Source organism: Rhodanobacter sp. Root561 (assembly GCF_001427365.1).
Lineage (GTDB): Bacteria > Pseudomonadota > Gammaproteobacteria > Xanthomonadales > Rhodanobacteraceae > Rhodanobacter.
In genome coordinates this window covers 143015-161501 of sequence record NZ_LMGH01000011.1, presented here as the reverse complement: position 1 = coordinate 161501, position 18487 = coordinate 143015, and the positions used below count along the sequence as shown (strand labels likewise).

Sequence of the window (18487 nt, the reverse complement as noted above, 5' to 3'; positions counted from 1 at the left end):
CCCAAGACCTCATCCCCTTCCCTCCGATGGAAACCCGCGCCGCCACTCCCTGCCTGCCGGCAGCATGATCATGCCAGCTGCAGCAGGTCCCAGCCGTTGCCGTACAGATCCTCGAACACCGCCACCGTGCCGTAGGCCTCGTGGCGCGGCTCCTCGCGGAAGTGCACGCCCGCGGCGCGCATGCGCTGCCAGTCGCGCTGGAAGTCGTCGGTGTGCAGCAGCAGGAAGACGCGGCCACCGGTCTGGTTGCCGATGCGCGAGGCCTGTTCGTCGCCGTTCGCCTTCGCCAGCAGCAGGCGCGTTTCGTGCGAGCCCGGCGGCGCCAGCAATACCCAGCGCTTGCCGCCGCCCATGTCGGTGTCCTCGATCAGCTCGAAGCCCAGCGCGCGGGTGTACCAGGCAATCGCTTCGTCGTAATCGGCGACCAGCAGCGCCAGGGCGCCCAGATGCTGTTTCATGCCTTTTCCGCCTTGAGTGTCGGCAGCGGCCCGAGCTCCGCCTGCAATTTTTTGGTGAGTTTCGCGCGGACCAGGGTGTACGCGTCGAGGATGTACGCGGCCAGCTCGGCGGTGGCGAAGCGCTGCGGTTCGGTGATCGATATCCAGTGCGCCCGCGCCAGGTACGGCGCCGGAATGATGCCGGGTTGATCGGTGAGCGCGAGGAAACGATCGTCGTCCACCTTGAACGACAGCCGCCCGCCCTCGCTGCCATCGGACGGCATCACCGCAAACATCTTGCCACCCACGCTGAACACCATGTCGACACCCCATTTGGTATCACGGGTGACCCCCGGCCACTGGCCGCAGAGCGCTTGCAGCTGGGCCGCCGTGAGGCCGCGGACGGGTTTGCGGGCCATGCCATCGCTCCGGGGAATTCCGACCCGCATTGTGCGGGGCCACGGCGTTTCTGTCTGTATCTCCCGTGTTGCACCATCCGCGGGCCGATCGATGCCATGGCGCGGAGCCATGTGACAGCCCATCGCAACGCCCGTCATTGCAAATTCATGCTGCGGTGCACACAATACGCAAAAGTATGGAGCCGCCATGATCCCTGCCATCGACTTCGCCGCCCCCACCCGCTACGCCGCACTGCCGCCGCGCAGCAGCGAACGCTTCGCCCGCCCCCGCGTGGCGCCGTCCCCGCGGGGTGAGCAGGTGCGCACCCAGGACGGGCGGGAACTGGTGCTGCGACCGATCGAGGCCGGCGACGTGGCCGCGATGCAGCGTTGCTTCACCCGGCTGTCGCCGGAAGACATTCGCCGCCGCTTCCTGCATGCGATGTCCGAGCTGCCCGCACCGATGGCCCAGCGCCTGTGCCGCATCGACCCCGCGCTCGAAACCGCCTGCGTGCTGATGGACGAGTCCGAGCAGCCGGCCGAGATGCGCGGCGTGGGGCGGATCTATGTCGACGAGGCCACCGACAGCGCCGAGTTCTCGGTGCTGGTGGAACAGAACTGGAGCCGCCGTGGCCTGGGCGCCCTGCTGATGCAGCGGCTGGTCGACGACTGCCGCCGCCGCGGCCTCGCCGAACTGTGGGGCTACGTGCTGCTGGAAAACCGGCCGATGCTGCAGCTGTGCCGGGAGCTGGGCTTTACCCAGCGGATGATGCCGGACGAGCCGGGCACGGCGCAGATCACCCTGAAGCTCTGAAAGGCTCTACCCCACCCCGGCCCTCCCCTGCTTGCAGGGGAGGGCGCAAGACATCAGAGCCGCTCCACGGACGCTCGGGCACATCGCGTTACACTTGCCCGCTTTCCCCGGCGCGGCACTTCTGGCGGCGCCCTGCACACGCGTCCCCATGACCAGCCCGATCAAACACCCGCCCCTGCCGACCACCCCGAAGCAACGCCGCTACTGGACACCGCCCCACGGCTCCGGCCGGGCCCTGCTGATCGCCGAGGCGGCACGTTCGCACGAAGGTCTGCTGGTGGCGGTGACCCGCGACACCCAGCGCGCCCAGGCGCTCGAATCGGAGCTGAAGATCTTCGCCGGCGGCCTGCCGGTGCTGCATTTCCCGGACTGGGAAACGCTGCCCTACGACGTGTTCAGCCCGCACCCGGAAATCGTCTCGCAGCGCATCGCCACCTTGTACCAGTTGCCCAGCGTGAAACGCGGCGTGCTGGTGGTGCCGATCGCCACGCTGATGCAGCGGATCGCGCCGCGCTCGCACATCACCGGTTCCGGACTGGTGCTGTCCAGGGGCCAGAAGTTCGACCTGGCCGCCGAACAGCGCCGGCTTGAGGCCTCCGGTTACCGTCACGTGCCCCAGGTGGCCGAGCCCGGTGACTTCGCCGTGCGCGGCGCCCTGCTCGACGTATTCCCGATGGGCACGGCTGAGCCGTATCGCATCGAGCTGTTCGACGATGAGGTGGATTCGATCCGCAGCTTCGATCCGGAAACCCAGCGCTCGCAGCAGCAGGTGGACAAGGTCGAGCTGCTGCCGGCGCGCGAATTTCCTCTGACCGACGAAGCGGCGAAGGAATTCCGGGGCAACCTGCGCGAACGCTTCCCGATCGACGTGCGCCGCTGCCCGCTGTACCAGGACATGAAGGAAGGCGTCACGCCCGGCGGCATCGAGTACTACCTGCCTTTATTCTTCAAACAAACCGCCACGCTGTTCGACTACCTCGCCGACGACGCGCTGTTCGTGCTGGGCGAAGGCGCCGGCGAAGCGGCCGAGCAGTTCTGGACGCAGACCGCCGAACGCTACGACCAGCGCGCGCACGACATCGAGCGCCCGGTGCTGCCGCCGGCCGAACTCTACCTGCCGCCTGAGAAACTGCGCGAACAGCTCAACAGGCGGCTGCGGGTGGAAGTGGTCGAAGCCAGCCACGAGCACGCGGTCGACACCGGCACCCAGCCGGCGCCGGAGCTGCCGCTCAATCGCAAGGGTGAGGAACCCGGCACGTCGCTGCGGCATTTCCTGTCCAGCTATCCCGGCCGCGTGCTGATCGCCGCGGATTCGGCGGGGCGACGCGAGGCGCTGATCGAAACGCTGGCAGCAGCGGGATTGAAACCCGAGGTCATCGAGGGCTGGGGCGCTTTTCTCCTCCCCAACCCTCCCCTGCAAGCAGGGGAGGGAGTCAAGTTCGCGATCACCATCGCGCCGCTGGAACAGGGCTTTGCGCTGACCAGGCCCGCGCTCGCCGTGCTCACCGAGCGCGAGCTCTACGGCGAGCGGGTGCGCAGCGAGCGCGACCGCAAGCGCCGCCGTGGCACCGCGCGCGATCCGGAAAGCATCATCCGCGACCTCACCGAGCTCACCATCGGCGCACCGATCGTGCACGTGGATCACGGCGTGGGCCGCTACCAGGGCCTGGCCTCGATGGACGTGGGCGGCATGGATGGCGAGTTCCTCACCATCGAATACGCCAAGGGCGACAAGCTCTATGTGCCCGTCGCACAGCTGGGCCTGGTCAGCCGCTACTCCGGCACCGCGCCGGAACTGGCGCCGCTGCATTCGCTGGGCGGCGATGCGTGGGAACGCGCGCGCCGGAAGGCCGCGGAAAAAGTGCGCGACGTGGCCGCCGAACTGCTGGCGATCTACGCCCAGCGCCAGGCACGCGGCGGCGAGTCAATGCCGATCGACCGGCAGATGGTCGAACAGTTCGGCAGCACCTTTCCGTTCGAGGAAACCCCCGACCAGGAAACCGCGATCGAGGCCGTGCTGGAGGATCTGGCCGCGCCCCGCGCGATGGACCGGGTGATCTGCGGCGACGTGGGCTTCGGCAAGACCGAGGTCGCGCTGCGCGCCGCGTTCGCCACCGCCACTGCCGGCAAGCAGGTCGCCGTGCTGGTGCCGACCACCCTGCTCGCCCAGCAGCACTACCGCAACTTCGCCGACCGCTTCGCCGACTGGCCGGTGCGGGTCGACGTGCTGTCGCGCTTCAAGTCGGCCAAGGAAGTGAACGAGGCGCTGAAGCGCCTCGCCGACGGCCAGATCGACGTGATCGTGGGCACCCACAAGCTGCTGCAGCCGGACATCCGGTTCAAGAACCTGGGCCTGGTGATCGTCGACGAGGAACAGCGTTTCGGCGTGCGCCAGAAGGAGCAGCTGAAGAAACTGCGTGCCGAGGTCGACCTGCTGACGATGACCGCCACGCCGATCCCGCGCACCTTGAACATGGCGATGGCCGGCCTGCGCGATCTTTCATTGATCGCCACGCCGCCGGCGCATCGCAGCGCCGTGCGCACCTTCATCTCGGCGTGGGACCCGGCGACGATCCGCGAGGCGCTGCAGCGCGAGCTGTCGCGCGGCGGCCAGGTGTACTTCCTGCACAACGAGGTGCAGAGCATCGAGCGGATCGTGCGCGAACTGGAGGAGCTGGTGCCCGAGGCGCGCATCCGCATCGCCCACGGCCAGATGCCCGAGCGCGAACTGGAAGGCGTGATGGCGGATTTCCACCGCCAGCGCTTCAACGTACTGGTGTGCACCACGATCATCGAAACCGGCATCGACATCCCCAGCGCCAACACCATCATCATCAACCGCGCCGACCACTTCGGCCTGGCCCAGCTGCACCAGCTGCGCGGTCGCGTCGGCCGTTCGCATCACCGCGCGTATGCGTACCTGGTGGTGCCCGACCGCAAGTCGATCACCGCCGATGCGCAGAAGCGGCTGGAAGCACTCGCCTCGCTGGAGGAACTCGGCGCCGGCTTCACCCTGGCCACCCACGACCTGGAAATCCGTGGTGCCGGCGAGCTGCTTGGTGACGAGCAATCCGGCCAGATCCAGGAGATCGGTTTCGGTCTGTACACCGAACTGCTGGACCGCGCGGTGCGCGCGCTGAAGTCCGGCAAGATTCCCGATTTCGACTTGAGCAGCGAACACGAAACCGAAGTCGAACTGCATCTGCCCGCATTGATCCCCGACGATTACCTGGGCGACGTGCACCACCGCCTGACCTTGTACAAGCGCATCGCCAGCGCGCGCAGCGAGGATGACTTGCGCGATCTCCAGGTGGAGATGATCGATAGATTCGGCCTGCTGCCCGATCCCACCAAGCAACTGTTCGCCGTGGCCAGCCTGAAGCTGATGGCCACCCCGCTGGGCATCCGCAAGCTGGATTTCGGTGCCAACGGCGGTCGCATCACCTTCCGCGAGAAACCCGAGATCGACCCGATGGCGATCATCAAGCTGATCCAGCAACTGCCCCGCGTGTACAAGCTGGACGGCCAGGACAAGCTGAAGGTGATCCTCGACCTGCCCGGCGCCAGCGAACGCATCCGCAGCGCGCAGGAAGTGCTGGTGCTGCTGGGCGCGCGCCGACCGGGCTGATGGCGCCACATCGCTGACGCCCAGTGTCCGGACTGGACCCGCCCCAGCGCCCACGTCGTGCCGGGTGCCATCGGGCCAGGGCGCCCCCGGCCCCGTCAGGCCGTGGTTTGCGCCGGCCGTCGATGCGCTGGCACGGGGCGTGCTTGACACTGGCCTCAAAGGTCGGCAGGTTGGATAGTCAACCCGCCGGGGACATGCTGCACGGCAGGTCGGGGGCCCGTCGGCCGGCGCATGGGATGCGCTGGTGCCCATTCGCCCATGTTTCCGGCAACACGATCCAGCACGTGCAATCCCGCAGGAATTCGGCAGGGCGGAGAGAGGCAGATGGAGAGGCTGCTCACACTTCTGATACCACGGCGTCCGCCACCCGCATGGCGCGCCCTGCTGTCGGCCCTGTTCTGGCTCACCCTGGGGGTCGCCCACGCTGCCATACCGCTGAATGGCGCCTGGCGCCAGGTGCACGCCGGCGACACGCCAGCCTCGGTGATGGCGGAATACCACCAGGGTGCGCTGAAGAGTTTCGACCCCTCGCTGCTGCAGCGCTTTCCCCATGACGGCGCCGGCAGTTGGGTGGTCATCGCGCCGCAACCGCCCTGGGACAACAGCGGCCGCGTACTGACGATCTATCCGCCCACCCTGGCCAATGTCACCGTATTCGCCGGGAGCGTGCCGATGACGCTGGCGCTGGACGACTTCAGCGCGCCCTTCCACGGTCATGGCCGGCTGGCATGGCAGGTTCCCGTCGGCATGGCGGCGTCCACGCCGATCCTGCTGCGCTTCGATCCCTCGGCAACCCTGGTGGCCCCGGTGCGTTTCCAGGTCGAGCCCATGCGCGACTACGTGCAGCAGGACGCGCGCTGGCTGGTGTTCGCCAGCGCCTGCTTCGCGGTGATGCTGGCGATGGTGCTGATGGCCCTGTGCTTTGCCGGCATGCTGCGCGACGTCACCTATGCCTGGTACGCCGGCTACATCCTCTGCTACTGCCTGATCCAGGGCATCCAGACCGGCTTCGTGTTCCATCCGCTGGAATGGGAGTGGCTGTCGGGCATGGCGGTGATGGTCGGCTCTGCCGCGGTCGCGCTGTCGGTGGCGTTTGCCTCGCTGTTCATGACGCGATTCTGCGAGCTGCAGCGTTACGCGCCCTTGCTGCGGGTGCCGATCACCGCACTCGCGGTGGGCATGATCCAGCTGGTGCTGATGCGCAGCAGCCAGGTCCCGCTGCTGGTGCACGTGGCGCAGATCCTGCTGAACCCCCTGCTGATGATCGGCGCGGCGCTGTTGCTGATAGCCGCCATCGTGGCGGCGGCCCGCGGTTCGCGGCAGGCGTGGTTCTTCCTGGCCGGGTGGACGCCGCTGCTGCTGCTCACCGCGCTGAGCAGCGCCCAGGTCAACGGCGCCCTGCCGCAACTGGACTGGCTCAACGACGCGAGCGTGGCCGGTGGCGCGTTCGAGGCGGTGGTGCTGTCGCTGGGACTGGCCGACCGTGCGCTGCGCCTGCGCCACGACCGCGACGTGGTGCGCGTGCTGGCCGACCGCGACGCGCTGACCGACGTGCTCAACCGCCGCGGCTGGACCGAACGGGTCAACACGCTGTTGTCGGCCAGCACGACGCGACCGATGGCCCTGCTGTTCCTGGACCTCGATCATTTCAAGCTGCTGAACGACCGCCAGGGCCACAACACCGGCGACCGCGCCCTGGTCGCGGTGGCCAACGCGCTGACCGCCGAACTGCGGCCCGGCGACCTGTTTGGCCGCTACGGCGGCGAGGAATTCGTCGCCCTGCTCGACAACACCCGGCCGGAACAGGCCATGCACGTGGCGACCCGATTGTGCCGCCGCGTCCATCGCCTGGAAATTCCGGTGAATGCCGAGGCGCTGCTCAGCATCAGCATCGGCGTCACCATCCGCCACCACGACGACGACGTGGAATCGCTGGTCGAACGCGCCGATCAGGCGATGTACGACGCCAAGCTCAAGGGACGCAACCGGGTCTGCATGTATCGCCAGGACGATGGCGAGGTGCGCGGCGCCAACCCGTCTCCGGGCCGGCGCCTGCATATCGTGGAACGGCGCGAATCGGACAAGTAGGCCAACCCGCCGCGCCGTTCATCAGGACCTTGCCGCCAGCGCCTTCGCCGCGGCCACCACGTCGGCCTCGCCCGGCAACACCAGCAGCGCCGCACCGGCCAGCGGCGTGAACGTGTCGGCGCCGACCACGCGATGCAGCGGCGTGGCGCCGCAGCCGCCTTCGACGATCGCGGTGATCACGCCCTCGCCCACGCCCGCGCTCTTGCGGCCTTCGTCCAGCACCAGGATGCGCTTGGCGCTCTTCGCCTGCGCCGCGATGAAGGCATCGTTGAGCGGCGCCAGCCAGCGCAAGTCGACCACGCGCACCTGCCACTTGAGCTCCGCTTCGATCGTGCGCGCGGCGCGCAACGCCATCGGCACGCCGTTGCCGAAGGTGAACACCACCAGGTCGTTCGCCGCGTCGTTGTAGACACGGCCCTCGCCCAGCGTCATCGCCTGGTCGGGCGCGGGATAGTCGAACTGCCACTGGCCGTCGCCGGCCTCGTACAGATCCTTGGTCATGTACAGCGCGATCGGTTCGAGGAAGGCGCAAACGCGGCCATCGACCTTCGCCAGCGCCATCAGCGTGCGCAGCATCATCGCCGCGTCGTCGCCGCGGCTGGGGCAACCGACCACCAGGCCGGGGATGTCGCGCAGCGCGGTGATCGAGTTGTCGTTGTGGAAGTGGCCGCCGAAACCCTTCTGGTAACCCAGCGAGGCCACGCGCATTACCATCGGGTTGCGGTACTGGTTGTTGGAGAAGAACTGCAGCGAGGCCGCCTCGCCGCGGATCTGATCGCAGGCGTTGTGGAAATACGCCAGGTACTGGATCTCCGGCAGCGGCAGCATGCCCATGTTGGCGTAGCCCTGGGCCAGGCCCAGGATCATCGTTTCATCGAGCAGCGTGTTGAACACGCGGCTGCCCTTGAAGGTCTTGTTGAGTCCTTTGGTGACGGTGTACACACCACCCTTCTGCGCTACGTCCTCGCCAAACAGCAGCGCCTCGGGATACTTCGCCAGCAGGTCGTGCAGGGCCTGGCCGATCTGGATGGCCAGATGCCGCGGCGGCAGCTTCTCGGGCAGCTTCGCCTCGCCGCCGAACACGGCGAGCCGCTTGTCGGCGTAGTCGGCGCGCGTGGCCTCGGCCTTCACCGCGGCCGGCGTGTACGGCGCCAGCGGGGCCATCACGTCGTCCAGCGAGGTCAGCCGATGACGCGAGTCCGCATCCTCGGCGGCGGCGAAGCAGCGCTTGCGGGTGGCCTCGTACAGGTTCAGCAGGTCGTCCTTCGAATACAGTCCCGACTCCAGCGCGATACCGGCCGAACGCAGCAGCGGGTCGGAGCACTCGACGGCAAAAAGCTCCTCGATGCTGCGCCACTCGATTTCGAAATCGGTGCCGGCGTGACCCATCACGCGGGTGGTCTTCAGGTGCAGGAAGGTCGGCCGGCGCATCGTGCGGCAATGCTCCACCGCGCGCTGCACCTGGGCGTAGCCTTCGGCAAGATCCAAGCCATCGGCGAAGAAGTAATCGAGGTTGGCGCGATGCTGGTAGTTGTTGGCGACCCAGCCCGACGGCGTCTTCACCGAGATGCCGATGCCGTTGTCCTCGCACACGAACAGCACCGGCGCGGGCAGCTTCTGGTAGGCCGTCCACGCCGCGGTGTTGAATGCGGTCTGCGCGGTGGCGTGGTTGCTGGAGGCGTCGCCGAACGAGCAGATCGTGATGCTGTCGTCGGGAATCGGCAGCTGATGGCCGATCCGCCGCGCCTGCTCGATCGCCACCGCGGTGCCCAGCGCCTTGGGCAGGTGCGAGGCGATCGTCGAGGTCTGCGGCAGCACCCACAACGGCTTGCTGCCCCATACCTTGTGACGGCCGCCGGAGGCCGGGTCGTCCTTGCTGGCGGCGAACGACAGCGCCGAATCCATCACCGGGTCCATGCCCGGGATCTTGCGGAAGCGCTCGGCCATGAAGCCGCCGGAGCGGTAATGCAGGAAGGCCGGATCGGTGTGGCGGGTCAGCCGCGCCACCATCGCGTTGCCTTCGTGGCCGGACGAACCGATCGTGTAGAACACCTTGTTCTGCACCCGCAGCACGCGCGCCATCAGGTCGAGGTGGCGCGAGATCAATTGGGATTCCAGCAGCTCGCGGAAACCGCGCGCATCCAGTGCACTGCCCGGCAGCACGGCGGCGTCATCGCGCGGCGCGGCGCGCACCTCGCCGTTCCACAACTGCACGAACTCGATGAAGTTCTGGTCGACGACCTCGGCACGGTTGAAACCCTTGTGGCGAGCGCTGATGGCAAACGGAATGGCGGTCATGGCGAATTCGTGTGGGTGGACAGGCAGCCGCGACGCGGCATCAATGGAGGGATACGACCGGCACGCTGAAGACCGGAGCGGCCAGAGCGCGCAAGGCGGCAACGCGGGGCGCATCTTTTTCGCGACCGAAGCTTTCAAGCAGCCGGATCTGATCGTCGACGGACGGCACCGGCACGGCGAGGCCATTCACGCCGGCCAGCACCAGCTTTCCCGGCAGCACGGGCTGCCAGCATTCGTCGACATGGAGTTCAAGCGCGCCCATCACTTCGACCGGCGCGCCGGGAAAACGGAAACGGGCGAAATGCGAGCGGAAGCGATCGTCGTCGGACGACGCAAACGCGGACTCGCGGCGCGCTGCCCAGTGCGCCATCAGACGCTCCGCGTCCGCCCGCGAGGTCAGCACATCCACATCCGCCGCGCTGGTCTGCACGCCGAGCAGCAGCGCCGCGGTGCTGCCGATCACGCACCACGGATCGACGCACTGCACGTGCAGGTCCGGCACGATCTCGGCCAGGGTGGTGTACAGCGCGGGCGACAGGTGGCTCATCCGCGACGCCGGCGCCACTGCTCGCGCGTCTGCGCCCAGATGTCGGTGGGCGAATCCTCATACGGCGCGGGCAGCTTGCCGGGACCGCGGCAGGTCGAACCCAGCCGCTGCGCCAGCGCCTGCGAGGCGTGGTTGTCGGGGTGGATGGAATGGATCATCTCGTCCCAGCCAAGCTGGTCGAAGGTCCAGTCGATCGCGGCGGTGCAGCCTTCCAGCGCGTAGCCCTTGCCCCAGGCGCTGCGGGCCAGGCCCCAACCCACCTCGGTGCCGGGCCAGCCTTCCGGATGCCAGGGGCCGAGCCGGCCGATCCACTGGCCGCTGCTTTTCTCGATCACCGAAAACATCGAGAAACCCTGGATCGTCCACGCGCCGGCCGATGCCAGGAAACCTCGCCATGCCACCGCGCGCGCCTGCTGCCCGCCGATGAAGCGGGCCGCTTCGGCATCGGCCATGTTGGCGGCATAGGCGTCGAAATCCTCTGCCCGCGGCGGCCGCAGGATCAGGCGTTCGGTGTCGATGCGCAGCGAATCGAAATCCATCCGCGGCAAACCCCTTTCAGAACGCGTTGATGCCGGTCAGTTCGCGGCCGACCACCAGTTCGTGCACGGTCTCGGTGCCTTCATAGGTGATCACCGATTCCAGGTTCAGCGCGTGGCGGATCGCGCCGTGCTCGGTGGTGATGCCGGCACCGCCCAGGATGTCGCGGCACTGGCGCGCGATGTCGATGGCCATGCGGCAGTTGTTCCACTTCGCCAGCGAGACCTGGGTCGGCTGCATCTTGCCGGCGTCCTTCAGGCGACCGAGCTGCAGCGACAGCAGCTGGGCGGTGGTGATGCGCCTGGCCATGTCGGCCATCTTCAGCTGCACCGCCTGGTTGGAGGCGAGCGGCTTGCCGAACAGGATGCGCTCGGCCGTGTAGTCGAGCACTTCCTTGAGGCAGGCCTGTGCCGCGCCGATCGGGCCCCAGGTGATGCCATAGCGCGCCTGGGTCAGGCAGCCCAGCGGGCCCTTCAGGCCCTTCACGTTGGGCAGGCGCGCGCTGTCCGGCACGCGCACGTTGTCGAAGAACAGCGCGCTGGTGACCGAGGCGCGCAGGCTCATCTTCTTGTGGATTTCCTGCGCCTTGAAGCCGGCCGTGTCGGTCGGCACCACGAAGCCCTGGATGCCGTCGTCCGTCTGCGCCCACACGATCGCGATGTGCGCCAGGTTGCCGTTGGTGATCCACATCTTGGCGCCGTTGATGACCCAGTCGCCGCCGTCCTTCCTGGCGTTCGTCTTCATGTTGGCCGGATCGGAGCCGCCGTGCGGTTCGGTCAGGCCGAAGCAGCCGATCACTTCGCCGGCCGACATCTGCGGCAGGTAGTGCTTCTTCTGCTCCTCGCTGCCGTAGGCGAAGATCGGGTACATGCACAGCGAGCTCTGCACCGAGGCGAAGCTGCGCAGGCCGGAATCGCCGCGCTCCAGTTCCTGGCAGATCAGGCCGTAGCTGACGCCGTTCATGCCGGCGCCGCCGTATTCCTCGGGGATGGTGGCACCGAGCAGGCCGAGGCCGGCGATCTCGGGGATCAGCTCCTTCGGGAAGCGGCCCTGGTCGAAGCAGTCGCCGATGATCGGCAACACGCGCTCGTCGACGAAACGGCCGACGGAGTCCTGCACCATGCGCTCCTCGTCGGTGAGCAGCGAGCGGACATCGTACAGATCGAGCGGATTCAGACTGACAGCCATGGAAGCTCCGGCAAGGGCACGTAAAGCGGGCATTGTAGCGCGGGCGGACCTGCCCCGCAGACCGAAAGCGGGCTTGCGGCGCGTACAATTCCCGCCGGTCACCCCGCCGCTCCGGAATCCCATGTTCAAAGGCGTCTTGCTCGGCTTCATGGCCTTCGCCGCGTTCGCCCTCAGCGATGCCTTCGTGAAGCTGCTGCGCGGCTCGCTGCCGCCTTACGAGGCGGTGTTCTTTGGCGCGGTGCTGGGGCTGACCGCCCTGCCCTTCATCAAGGGCCGCGGCGATCGCTGGCGCGACGTGGTGCGGGCGCAGCGCCAGGGCCTGTGGCTGGTGCGCGCGGTGGCCAGCGCGATCGGCAGCATTTCCGCCGTGGTCGCGTTCACCGCGCTGCCGATGGCCGAGGCGTTCGCGCTGATCTTCCTGCTGCCGATCTTCGTCACCATCCTGTCGGTGCTGGTGCTGAAGGAGCACGTGGGCTGGCGCCGCTGGTCGGCGGTGGTGGCCGGCTTCATCGGCGTGCTGGTGGTGCTGCGACCGGGCTTCCGGGTGCTCGGCATCGGCCATCTGGCCGCGATCATCTGCGGGCTTTCGGGCGCGATCTCGATGATCGCGCTGCGCATGGCCGGCCCCCACGAAAAACGCATCACCCTGTACGGCGCCGGCATGATCGGCTCGCTGCTGTTCGCCGGGCTGATGATGCTGGCCGACTTCCGCTGGCCCGGGCTGGTGCAGTGGCTGTTCCTGCTCGGCTACGGCCTGCTCGCCGCGCTGGCCTCGGTGCTGCTGATGCTGGCCACCCAGCGCGCGCCGGCCAACCATGTCGCGCCGACCCAGTACAGCCAGATGCTGTGGGCGGTGCTGCTGGGCTACGTGCTGTTCCACGACGCGCTGGATTGGCCGATGGCGATCGGCATCGCGATCATCCTGGGCGCCGGCCTGTTCACCTTCGTGCGCGAGGACAAGGTCACGCGCTGGTGGAAGCGCACGCGGGTGGTGTGAGGGTCGCTGCAGCTCAACCGGCAGCTGTCGTGGCCAGACGCTGCAGGCGTGCCGCGCAACGGGCCAATTCGACACGGAGCTTCGCGGGCGTGCGGATCTCGAAGTCGAACGCCAGTCCGGCCAGCTGGCGGGCGAACCAGTCGAGATCATCGGCGCTGGTGCGCAGGAGCACGCCGCCTTCGACCGGCTCGAGCACGCCGAAGGCAAGCGAGAACACCCGGCGCGCCGTCTGCAGGTCCGTGTGCAGCAGCACCTCGATCGGGTGGGCGTAGGCGATCGCGCCGATGGATTGCAGCAGCTGATCCAGCGCATCGAAACCCGGCGGCCGCCGGAACGACGGTTCGAGCAGGCTCACCTCGCCCACGCGATCGAGCCGGAACGAACGCAGGCCATGACGCAGGTGGCACATGCCCAGCGCGTACCAGGCACCAGCCCGCCAGGCCAGGCCGTAGGGATCGAACTCGCGCTCGGTGCGCACGCCCGCGGCCGATTCGTAATGCATCCGCACGCGCCGCTGCGCCTGCGCCGCACCCGCCAGCGCGATCAGCGCCGCGTTGCTGCCCGGCGTGCCCGAGGCCGGCAACAAGTCCACCTTCACCGTGTCGGCAATCGCATTCGCGTGGCGCTTCAACTTGTCGGGCATCACCCGCGCCAGCTTGGCCTGCACGCTTTCCACCGCCGGTGACGCTTCGGCCAGGCCCAGCCCCCGCGCCGCCACCAGGCCGACCGACAGCGCCACCGCCTCGTCGTTGGTGAACATCATCGGCGGCAACTTGAAGCCGGCGACCAGCATGTAGGCACCGGCGCGGCCACGCTCGGTGGTGAGCGGGATGCCGAGGTCTTCCAGCGCCACGATGTAGCGCCGCAGCGTGCGCACGTCGACGCCGACCCGGCGCGCCAGTTCCGGCCCGCTCATGCGACCGTGGCTCTGCAGCAGGTCGAGCACCGCCAGCACGCGGGTGGTGGGTTTGGCCATGGCCGCCATGGTAACGGCAAATCAGGGCGATTATTGCCCTGTATGTGTCTTAGCGTGGGTCTCGCGCGACTCGGCGCACGGCCAGGAATCCCCATGAACCACGTCCAACGACTGTTGTCCGGCACCGTCGCAGCCATCGCGCTCGGTACCGCCCTGTCGGCACACGCCACGAACGAGGTCCCCACGATGGAAAGCGTGCAGCATCTGCAGGATTACCAGGTCGTCGAGTTCCGTCGTTACGTCACCAGCGACGGCGAGCTGGCGCACTTCGTCAAATACTTCGACGCGTATTTCCCGGAAGCGTTCGAGCAGCTCGGTGCGATGGTGTTCGGCCAGTTCGCCGAGCGCGGGCATCCGAACCGCTTCACCTGGCTGCGTGGCTTCCACGACATCAACGCGCGTCCGATCGTCAACGCCGCGTTCTACTACGGCCCGCTGTGGAAGGAACATCGCGTCAAGGTCAACGCGATCCTGCCGGACAGCGACAACGTGATGCTGTTGCGCCCGCTGCATGCGGATCAGGGCGTCAGCGTGCTGCCCGCGGTGGACCCGGTGACCGAACAACGCGGCGCGCAGGGTGTCGTGGTCGCGCAGATCTTCGCGGTGAAGAAAGGCAGCGAGGAAGCCTTCGCGAAACAGGCCGAGGCAGCGTTCGACGCCTACCGCGTCGAAGGTGTGCACCCCGCCGGCGTGCTGGTGTCACTGGACGTGCCGAACAACTTTCCGCAGCTGCCGATACGCAGTGACGGGCCGTTCCTGGTGTGGCTGGGCGTGGTCCGCGACAACGCCATGCTGGACAAGCAATTGATGCCACGGCTGGCCGCCGCCGAACGGTCGCTCGCCGCCAGCGGCCTGCTGCGCGGTACGCCGGAGCGCGTGGTGATGGACCCGACCCCGCGCTCGCGCCTGCGCTGGTTGCCCGATGCGAACGCGGAGAGCGCGCCATGAACCACTACGAACAACTGTGGCTGTTCTTCGCCCTGGTCTTCGGCATCATCGTGTTGCCGGGCCTGGACATGGCCTTCGTCATGGGCAGCACCCTGGCCGGCGGGCGCAGCCGCGGTTTCGCCGCGGTGGCCGGCATCATCGCCGGCGGGGTCTGCCATGTGCTGATGACGGCGCTGGGCATCAGCGTGCTGATCAAGCTGGTTCCGGGTGCGTTCAACGCGCTGCTGCTGGCCGGTGCGCTGTACATCGCCTGGATCGGCATCTCGCTGCTGCGCAGCGAGGCCTCCCTCGGCCTGCACACGGACGTCCCGCTGCGTTCGCGCGCAGCGACGTTTCGCCAGGGCGTGCTGACCAGCCTGCTCAACCCCAAGGCCTACCTGTTCATGCTCGCCGTGTTCCCGCAATTCCTGCGGCCCGAATACGGCCTGATCTGGCTGCAGGCGACGCTGATGTGGCTGATCATCGCGATCAACCAGTTCTTCATCTACGGCGGCGTGACCGTGATGGCCGACCGGGCACGACGGTGGCTGCAAGGCCGGCCGGCAGCCGGCATGCTGGCGAACCGCTGCGTGGGCGGCCTGCTGATTGCCGCGGCGATGCTGACCGGATTCGAAGGCTGGCAGCGGATCTGAGCAAGAAACGGATGGCGGTGACGAGGCAGACAACGGATCGTACGGCCCGACCAGCAAAGCGGAGCGCCTTGAAGATGAAGTCGGCAAGAACCCCATCGCCGCGACGACGATGTTTCACCCTGTCCCGCATGCTCGTCGGCATCATGCTGTCGCCGGCCGCGTGGGGCCAGACCGCGGCAAACCCGGCGGCGCCCTCCGAAGCCCAATCAGCGTCCCCTGCGCGACAGTCGCTGGACGACGCCTGGTGGACCGGCCCGATGCTGGCGAACTCGGCCGCAACCCTGCCGCGTGGCCATTACCTGATCGAGCCCTATGTCTACGACGTGTCCTCGCCCCACTCGGATGGTTTCGGCTCGCTGACGTACATGCTCTATGGGCTCACCGATCGGCTGACGGTGGGCCTGGTTCCCGTGCTGGGCTACACCCGGCTGGATGGCCCGGGCGACAGTTCGGGCGTCCGAATGGGCGACGTGAGCGTACAGGCGCAATACCGGCTCACCGAATTCCACGAAGGCAGTTCCCTGCCGACGATCTCGCTGCAATTGCAACAGACGCTGCCGAGCGGAAAGCATGACCGGCTGGGCGACCGGCCTGGCGATGGCCTCGGCAGCGGGGCCAGCACCACGACCTTGCAGCTCAACACGCAGACTTACTTCTGGCTTGCGAACGGCCATATCCTGCGCATGCGTCTCAATGTTGCGCAGTCCGTTTCCGGCCATGCACACGTCGAGGACGCAAGCGTCTATGGCACGACCCAGGGCTTTCGCGGCAACGCCCGGCCTGGCAACTCGTTCTTCGTCAACGCCGCTTGGGAATACAGCCTGAGCCGACGCTGGGTGTTGGCACTGGACGTCACCTATCGCCGCAATCACGGCACCAGCGTGAACGGCGTGATGCTGCCCGGCTACGGCGATGCGCGCATCCATCGAAACTCGGGGACCAGCGCAGCGTTCGGCTTTGCGCCGGCGATCGAGTACAGCTGGAGCGCCAACCTAGGCGTGCTGTTCGGCACGCGGGTGATTACCGGCCATCGCACGACGACCACGATCACGCCGGCCATCGCGATCAATTACGTTCATTGAAACGAGACGCTTCGTGCCGGCGGAAGCCTTTCCGTACCGAACCCGATCAGCGATTGCTCACGCCGTGCGGTACGTGTCCCGTCGCCACATGCCGGCGCGCGGATTCCACGTTGGCCGGCGAGTCGTCGAAGAAGATGTCGGCGCCGAATGCATCGAGGAATGGCCCCTTGTCGCGGCCGCCGAGGAACAGCGCCTCGTCGATGCGCACACCCCAGCGCCGCAGGGTGAGGATCACCCGCTTGTGCGCGGGCGCGGAGCGCGCGGTGACCAGGGCGGTGCGGATCGGCGAGTTCTCGGCCGGAAACGCGGCCTGCAGGCGATGCAACGCGGTGAGGAAACCGCGGAACGGGCCCACCGACAGCGGCTCGGCGGCGTGCTCGGTCTCGCTGCGATGGAAGGCTTCCAGACCTTCCTCGCGTGACACCCGCTCGCCCTCGTCGCCGAACAGCACGGCATCGCCATCGAACGCGATGCGCAGTTGTTCGCTGGCGCGCGGCGGCGCGGTGCTGGGCAGGATCGTGGCCGCAGCCACCCCGGCGGCGAGCGCGCGACCGACGTCCTCGGCGTTGGCGGAAAGGAACAGATCGGCCTTGAACGGCGCGATGTAGTCGGAGGTGGGCGCGCCACTGGTGAACGCGGCACGGCTGATTTCCAGGCCGTAGTGCTGGATCGCGTTGAAGATGCGCAGACCGGTGTCGCCGGAGTTGCGCGACAGCAGGATCACCTCGACCGGCGGCACGTCGCCGGCAAGCTTGTTGAGGCCGAGCAGCTTCTGCACCAGCGGAAACGCCACGCCGGGCTGCAGGATCTCGTTCTCGTGATCGATCTGGAATGCGCGGTAGGCGTCCAGGCCATCACGCTCGAACAACGCATGGCTGTCGCCAAGGTCGAACAGCGCGCGCGAGGAAATGGCCACGACGAGCCGGTTGTCGACGGGCGAATCGGGAGCATGGATGGTTGGCTGGGTCATGACGCGAATCTACTGCATCGGCGAGGAGCGGGGAGTGAGTGGAGAGAAGTGAGAGAGAGCCGAGGTCTGTGCTTTTGCCTTCTCTCACTCCTCACTCCTCTCCACTCACTCCTATTCAGCCGCGAACTGCTCATCGAGAATGCGCTGTTCCAGGTTGTGTTCCGGGTCGAACAGCAGCCGTACGCCCTGGTCACCCGACTGGCGGATGGAAACGGTGCGCACGTCGCGCACTTCATGGAAGTCCGCGGTGGCACTGACGGGTCGCTTGCCCGGATCGAGCACGCGCAGAACGACCGCGGTGCGGTGGGGCAGGATCGCGCCGCGCCAGCGACGCGGGCGGAACGGACTGATCGGGGTGAGCGCCAGCACGTTGGCATCCAGCGGCAGGATCGGGCCGTGCGCCGAGAGGTTGTAGGCGGTGGAACCGGCCGGCGTGGCCACCATGATGCCGTCGCAGATCAGGTTCGGCAGCTTGACGATGTCGTTGAGCTGCACTTCCAGGTGTGCCGCCTGATTGCTCTGGCGCAGCAGCGAGACTTCATTGAAAGCCAGCGCCGCGTGTTCGTTGCCGGCGCCGTCGGTGACCTGCATCTGCAGCGGGAACAGCGATGCCGTGTGGGCACGGGCGATCCGCTCGGGCAGGCCATCGAGCTTGTGCTTGTTCATCAGGAAACCGACCCGACCCAGCTTCATGCCGTATACCGGCACTTCCAGTTCGCGCCAGTCATGCAGCGTGCGCAGCATGAAACCGTCGCCACCCAGCGCCACGATCAGCTCGGCCTGTTCCGGCGGCACGTCGCCATAACGCTCCACCAGCTTGCGCCGCGCCTGTTGCGCGACGCCGGCATCACTGGCAACGAAAGCTAGGCGCATGGAAACCCCGAGGTGGCGGAAAGAGCCCAAGAGTACGACAGAGCGGCTAGTTCGTGGCTCTCCGCAAAAGAGCA

The 18487-nt window shown here is 67.5% G+C and carries 16 protein-coding genes; 7 read left to right on the top strand and 9 right to left on the bottom strand.

Annotated features, from left to right (window positions below; translation table 11 throughout):
* Window positions 1-68: 68 nt before the first annotated feature.
* Together ASD55_RS09530 and ASD55_RS09525 are read right to left on the bottom strand one after the other, a co-directional pair.
* Window positions 69-458, bottom strand: a complete 390-nt coding sequence (locus tag ASD55_RS09530) for a VOC family protein (RefSeq protein ID WP_056765691.1) — start codon at window positions 456-458, stop codon at window positions 69-71.
* Window positions 455-856: an MmcQ/YjbR family DNA-binding protein gene (locus ASD55_RS09525; protein ID WP_056765690.1), complete on the bottom strand. Its 402-nt coding sequence runs from the start codon at window positions 854-856 to the stop codon at window positions 455-457. The genes ASD55_RS09530 and ASD55_RS09525 overlap by 4 nt, the downstream gene beginning before the upstream one ends.
* Before the next feature lie 187 nt (window positions 857-1043).
* On the opposite strand from ASD55_RS09525, the gene ASD55_RS09520 reads away from it, so the two are divergent.
* The 3 genes from ASD55_RS09520 to ASD55_RS09510 all read left to right on the top strand — a co-directional run bounded on the left by ASD55_RS09520 (window position 1044) and on the right by ASD55_RS09510 (window position 7365).
* Complete coding sequence (locus ASD55_RS09520; RefSeq protein ID WP_056765688.1) at window positions 1044-1649, top strand: GNAT family N-acetyltransferase; 606 nt, start codon at window positions 1044-1046, stop codon at window positions 1647-1649.
* Between the two features lie 148 nt (window positions 1650-1797).
* Entirely contained in the window at window positions 1798-5277 is a 3480-nt protein-coding gene (mfd, locus tag ASD55_RS09515; protein WP_056765685.1) for a transcription-repair coupling factor, read from the top strand.
* Window positions 5278-5601: 324 nt separating this feature from the next.
* Complete coding sequence (locus ASD55_RS09510; protein WP_056765684.1) at window positions 5602-7365, top strand: diguanylate cyclase; 1764 nt, start codon at window positions 5602-5604, stop codon at window positions 7363-7365.
* Window positions 7366-7386: 21 nt separating this feature from the next.
* On the opposite strand, the gene ASD55_RS09505 is transcribed toward ASD55_RS09510, so the two are convergent.
* The 4 genes from ASD55_RS09505 to ASD55_RS09490 are packed head-to-tail and all read right to left on the bottom strand — an operon-like array spanning window position 7387 to window position 11935.
* Window positions 7387-9663, bottom strand: coding sequence for a thiamine pyrophosphate-dependent enzyme (locus ASD55_RS09505; protein ID WP_056765683.1), 2277 nt, complete (start codon window positions 9661-9663; stop codon window positions 7387-7389).
* A 40-nt stretch (window positions 9664-9703) separates the two neighbouring features.
* Window positions 9704-10210 carry a hypothetical protein gene (locus ASD55_RS09500; RefSeq protein WP_056766043.1) on the bottom strand — a complete coding sequence of 169 codons (507 nt, stop codon included), beginning with the start codon at window positions 10208-10210 and terminating at the stop codon, window positions 9704-9706.
* Window positions 10207-10749 (bottom strand): GNAT family N-acetyltransferase, encoded by a 543-nt coding sequence (locus ASD55_RS09495; protein ID WP_056765681.1) that lies wholly within the window; start codon window positions 10747-10749, stop codon window positions 10207-10209. The genes ASD55_RS09500 and ASD55_RS09495 overlap by 4 nt, the downstream gene beginning before the upstream one ends.
* Before the next feature lie 16 nt (window positions 10750-10765).
* Window positions 10766-11935 (bottom strand): acyl-CoA dehydrogenase family protein, encoded by a 1170-nt coding sequence (locus ASD55_RS09490; protein ID WP_056718674.1) that lies wholly within the window; start codon window positions 11933-11935, stop codon window positions 10766-10768.
* A 121-nt stretch (window positions 11936-12056) separates the two neighbouring features.
* On the opposite strand from ASD55_RS09490, the gene ASD55_RS09485 reads away from it, so the two are divergent.
* Window positions 12057-12932: a DMT family transporter gene (locus ASD55_RS09485; protein ID WP_056765679.1), complete on the top strand. Its 876-nt coding sequence runs from the start codon at window positions 12057-12059 to the stop codon at window positions 12930-12932.
* Window positions 12933-12945: 13 nt separating this feature from the next.
* Here the strand turns inward: ASD55_RS09485 and ASD55_RS09480 are convergent, their stop codons facing one another.
* A complete protein-coding gene (locus ASD55_RS09480) occupies window positions 12946-13908 on the bottom strand; it encodes a YafY family protein (protein ID WP_056766042.1) in 963 nt (320 codons plus the stop codon).
* A 93-nt stretch (window positions 13909-14001) separates the two neighbouring features.
* Between ASD55_RS09480 and ASD55_RS09475 the strand changes: the two genes are divergently transcribed.
* The 3 genes from ASD55_RS09475 (at window position 14002) to ASD55_RS09465 (ending at window position 16570) form a co-directional block, all read left to right on the top strand.
* A complete protein-coding gene (locus ASD55_RS09475; protein WP_056765678.1) occupies window positions 14002-14856 on the top strand; it encodes an NIPSNAP family protein in 855 nt (284 codons plus the stop codon).
* Window positions 14853-15488, top strand: a complete 636-nt coding sequence (locus ASD55_RS09470; RefSeq protein ID WP_056765675.1) for a LysE family translocator — start codon at window positions 14853-14855, stop codon at window positions 15486-15488. Before ASD55_RS09475 ends, ASD55_RS09470 begins: the two co-directional genes overlap by 4 nt.
* 128 nt (window positions 15489-15616) lie before the next feature.
* Window positions 15617-16570, top strand: coding sequence for a hypothetical protein (locus ASD55_RS09465; RefSeq protein WP_056765670.1), 954 nt, complete (start codon window positions 15617-15619; stop codon window positions 16568-16570).
* Window positions 16571-16616: 46 nt separating this feature from the next.
* On the opposite strand, the gene ASD55_RS09460 is transcribed toward ASD55_RS09465, so the two are convergent.
* Together ASD55_RS09460 and ASD55_RS09455 are read right to left on the bottom strand one after the other, a co-directional pair.
* The gene (locus tag ASD55_RS09460; RefSeq protein WP_056718669.1) at window positions 16617-17540 is read right to left on the bottom strand and encodes a 5'-nucleotidase; all 924 of its coding nucleotides are present in this window, start codon (window positions 17538-17540) and stop codon (window positions 16617-16619) included.
* Between the two features lie 111 nt (window positions 17541-17651).
* Window positions 17652-18413: an NAD kinase gene (locus ASD55_RS09455; RefSeq protein ID WP_007804890.1), complete on the bottom strand. Its 762-nt coding sequence runs from the start codon at window positions 18411-18413 to the stop codon at window positions 17652-17654.
* Between the last annotated feature and the right edge of the window lie 74 nt (window positions 18414-18487).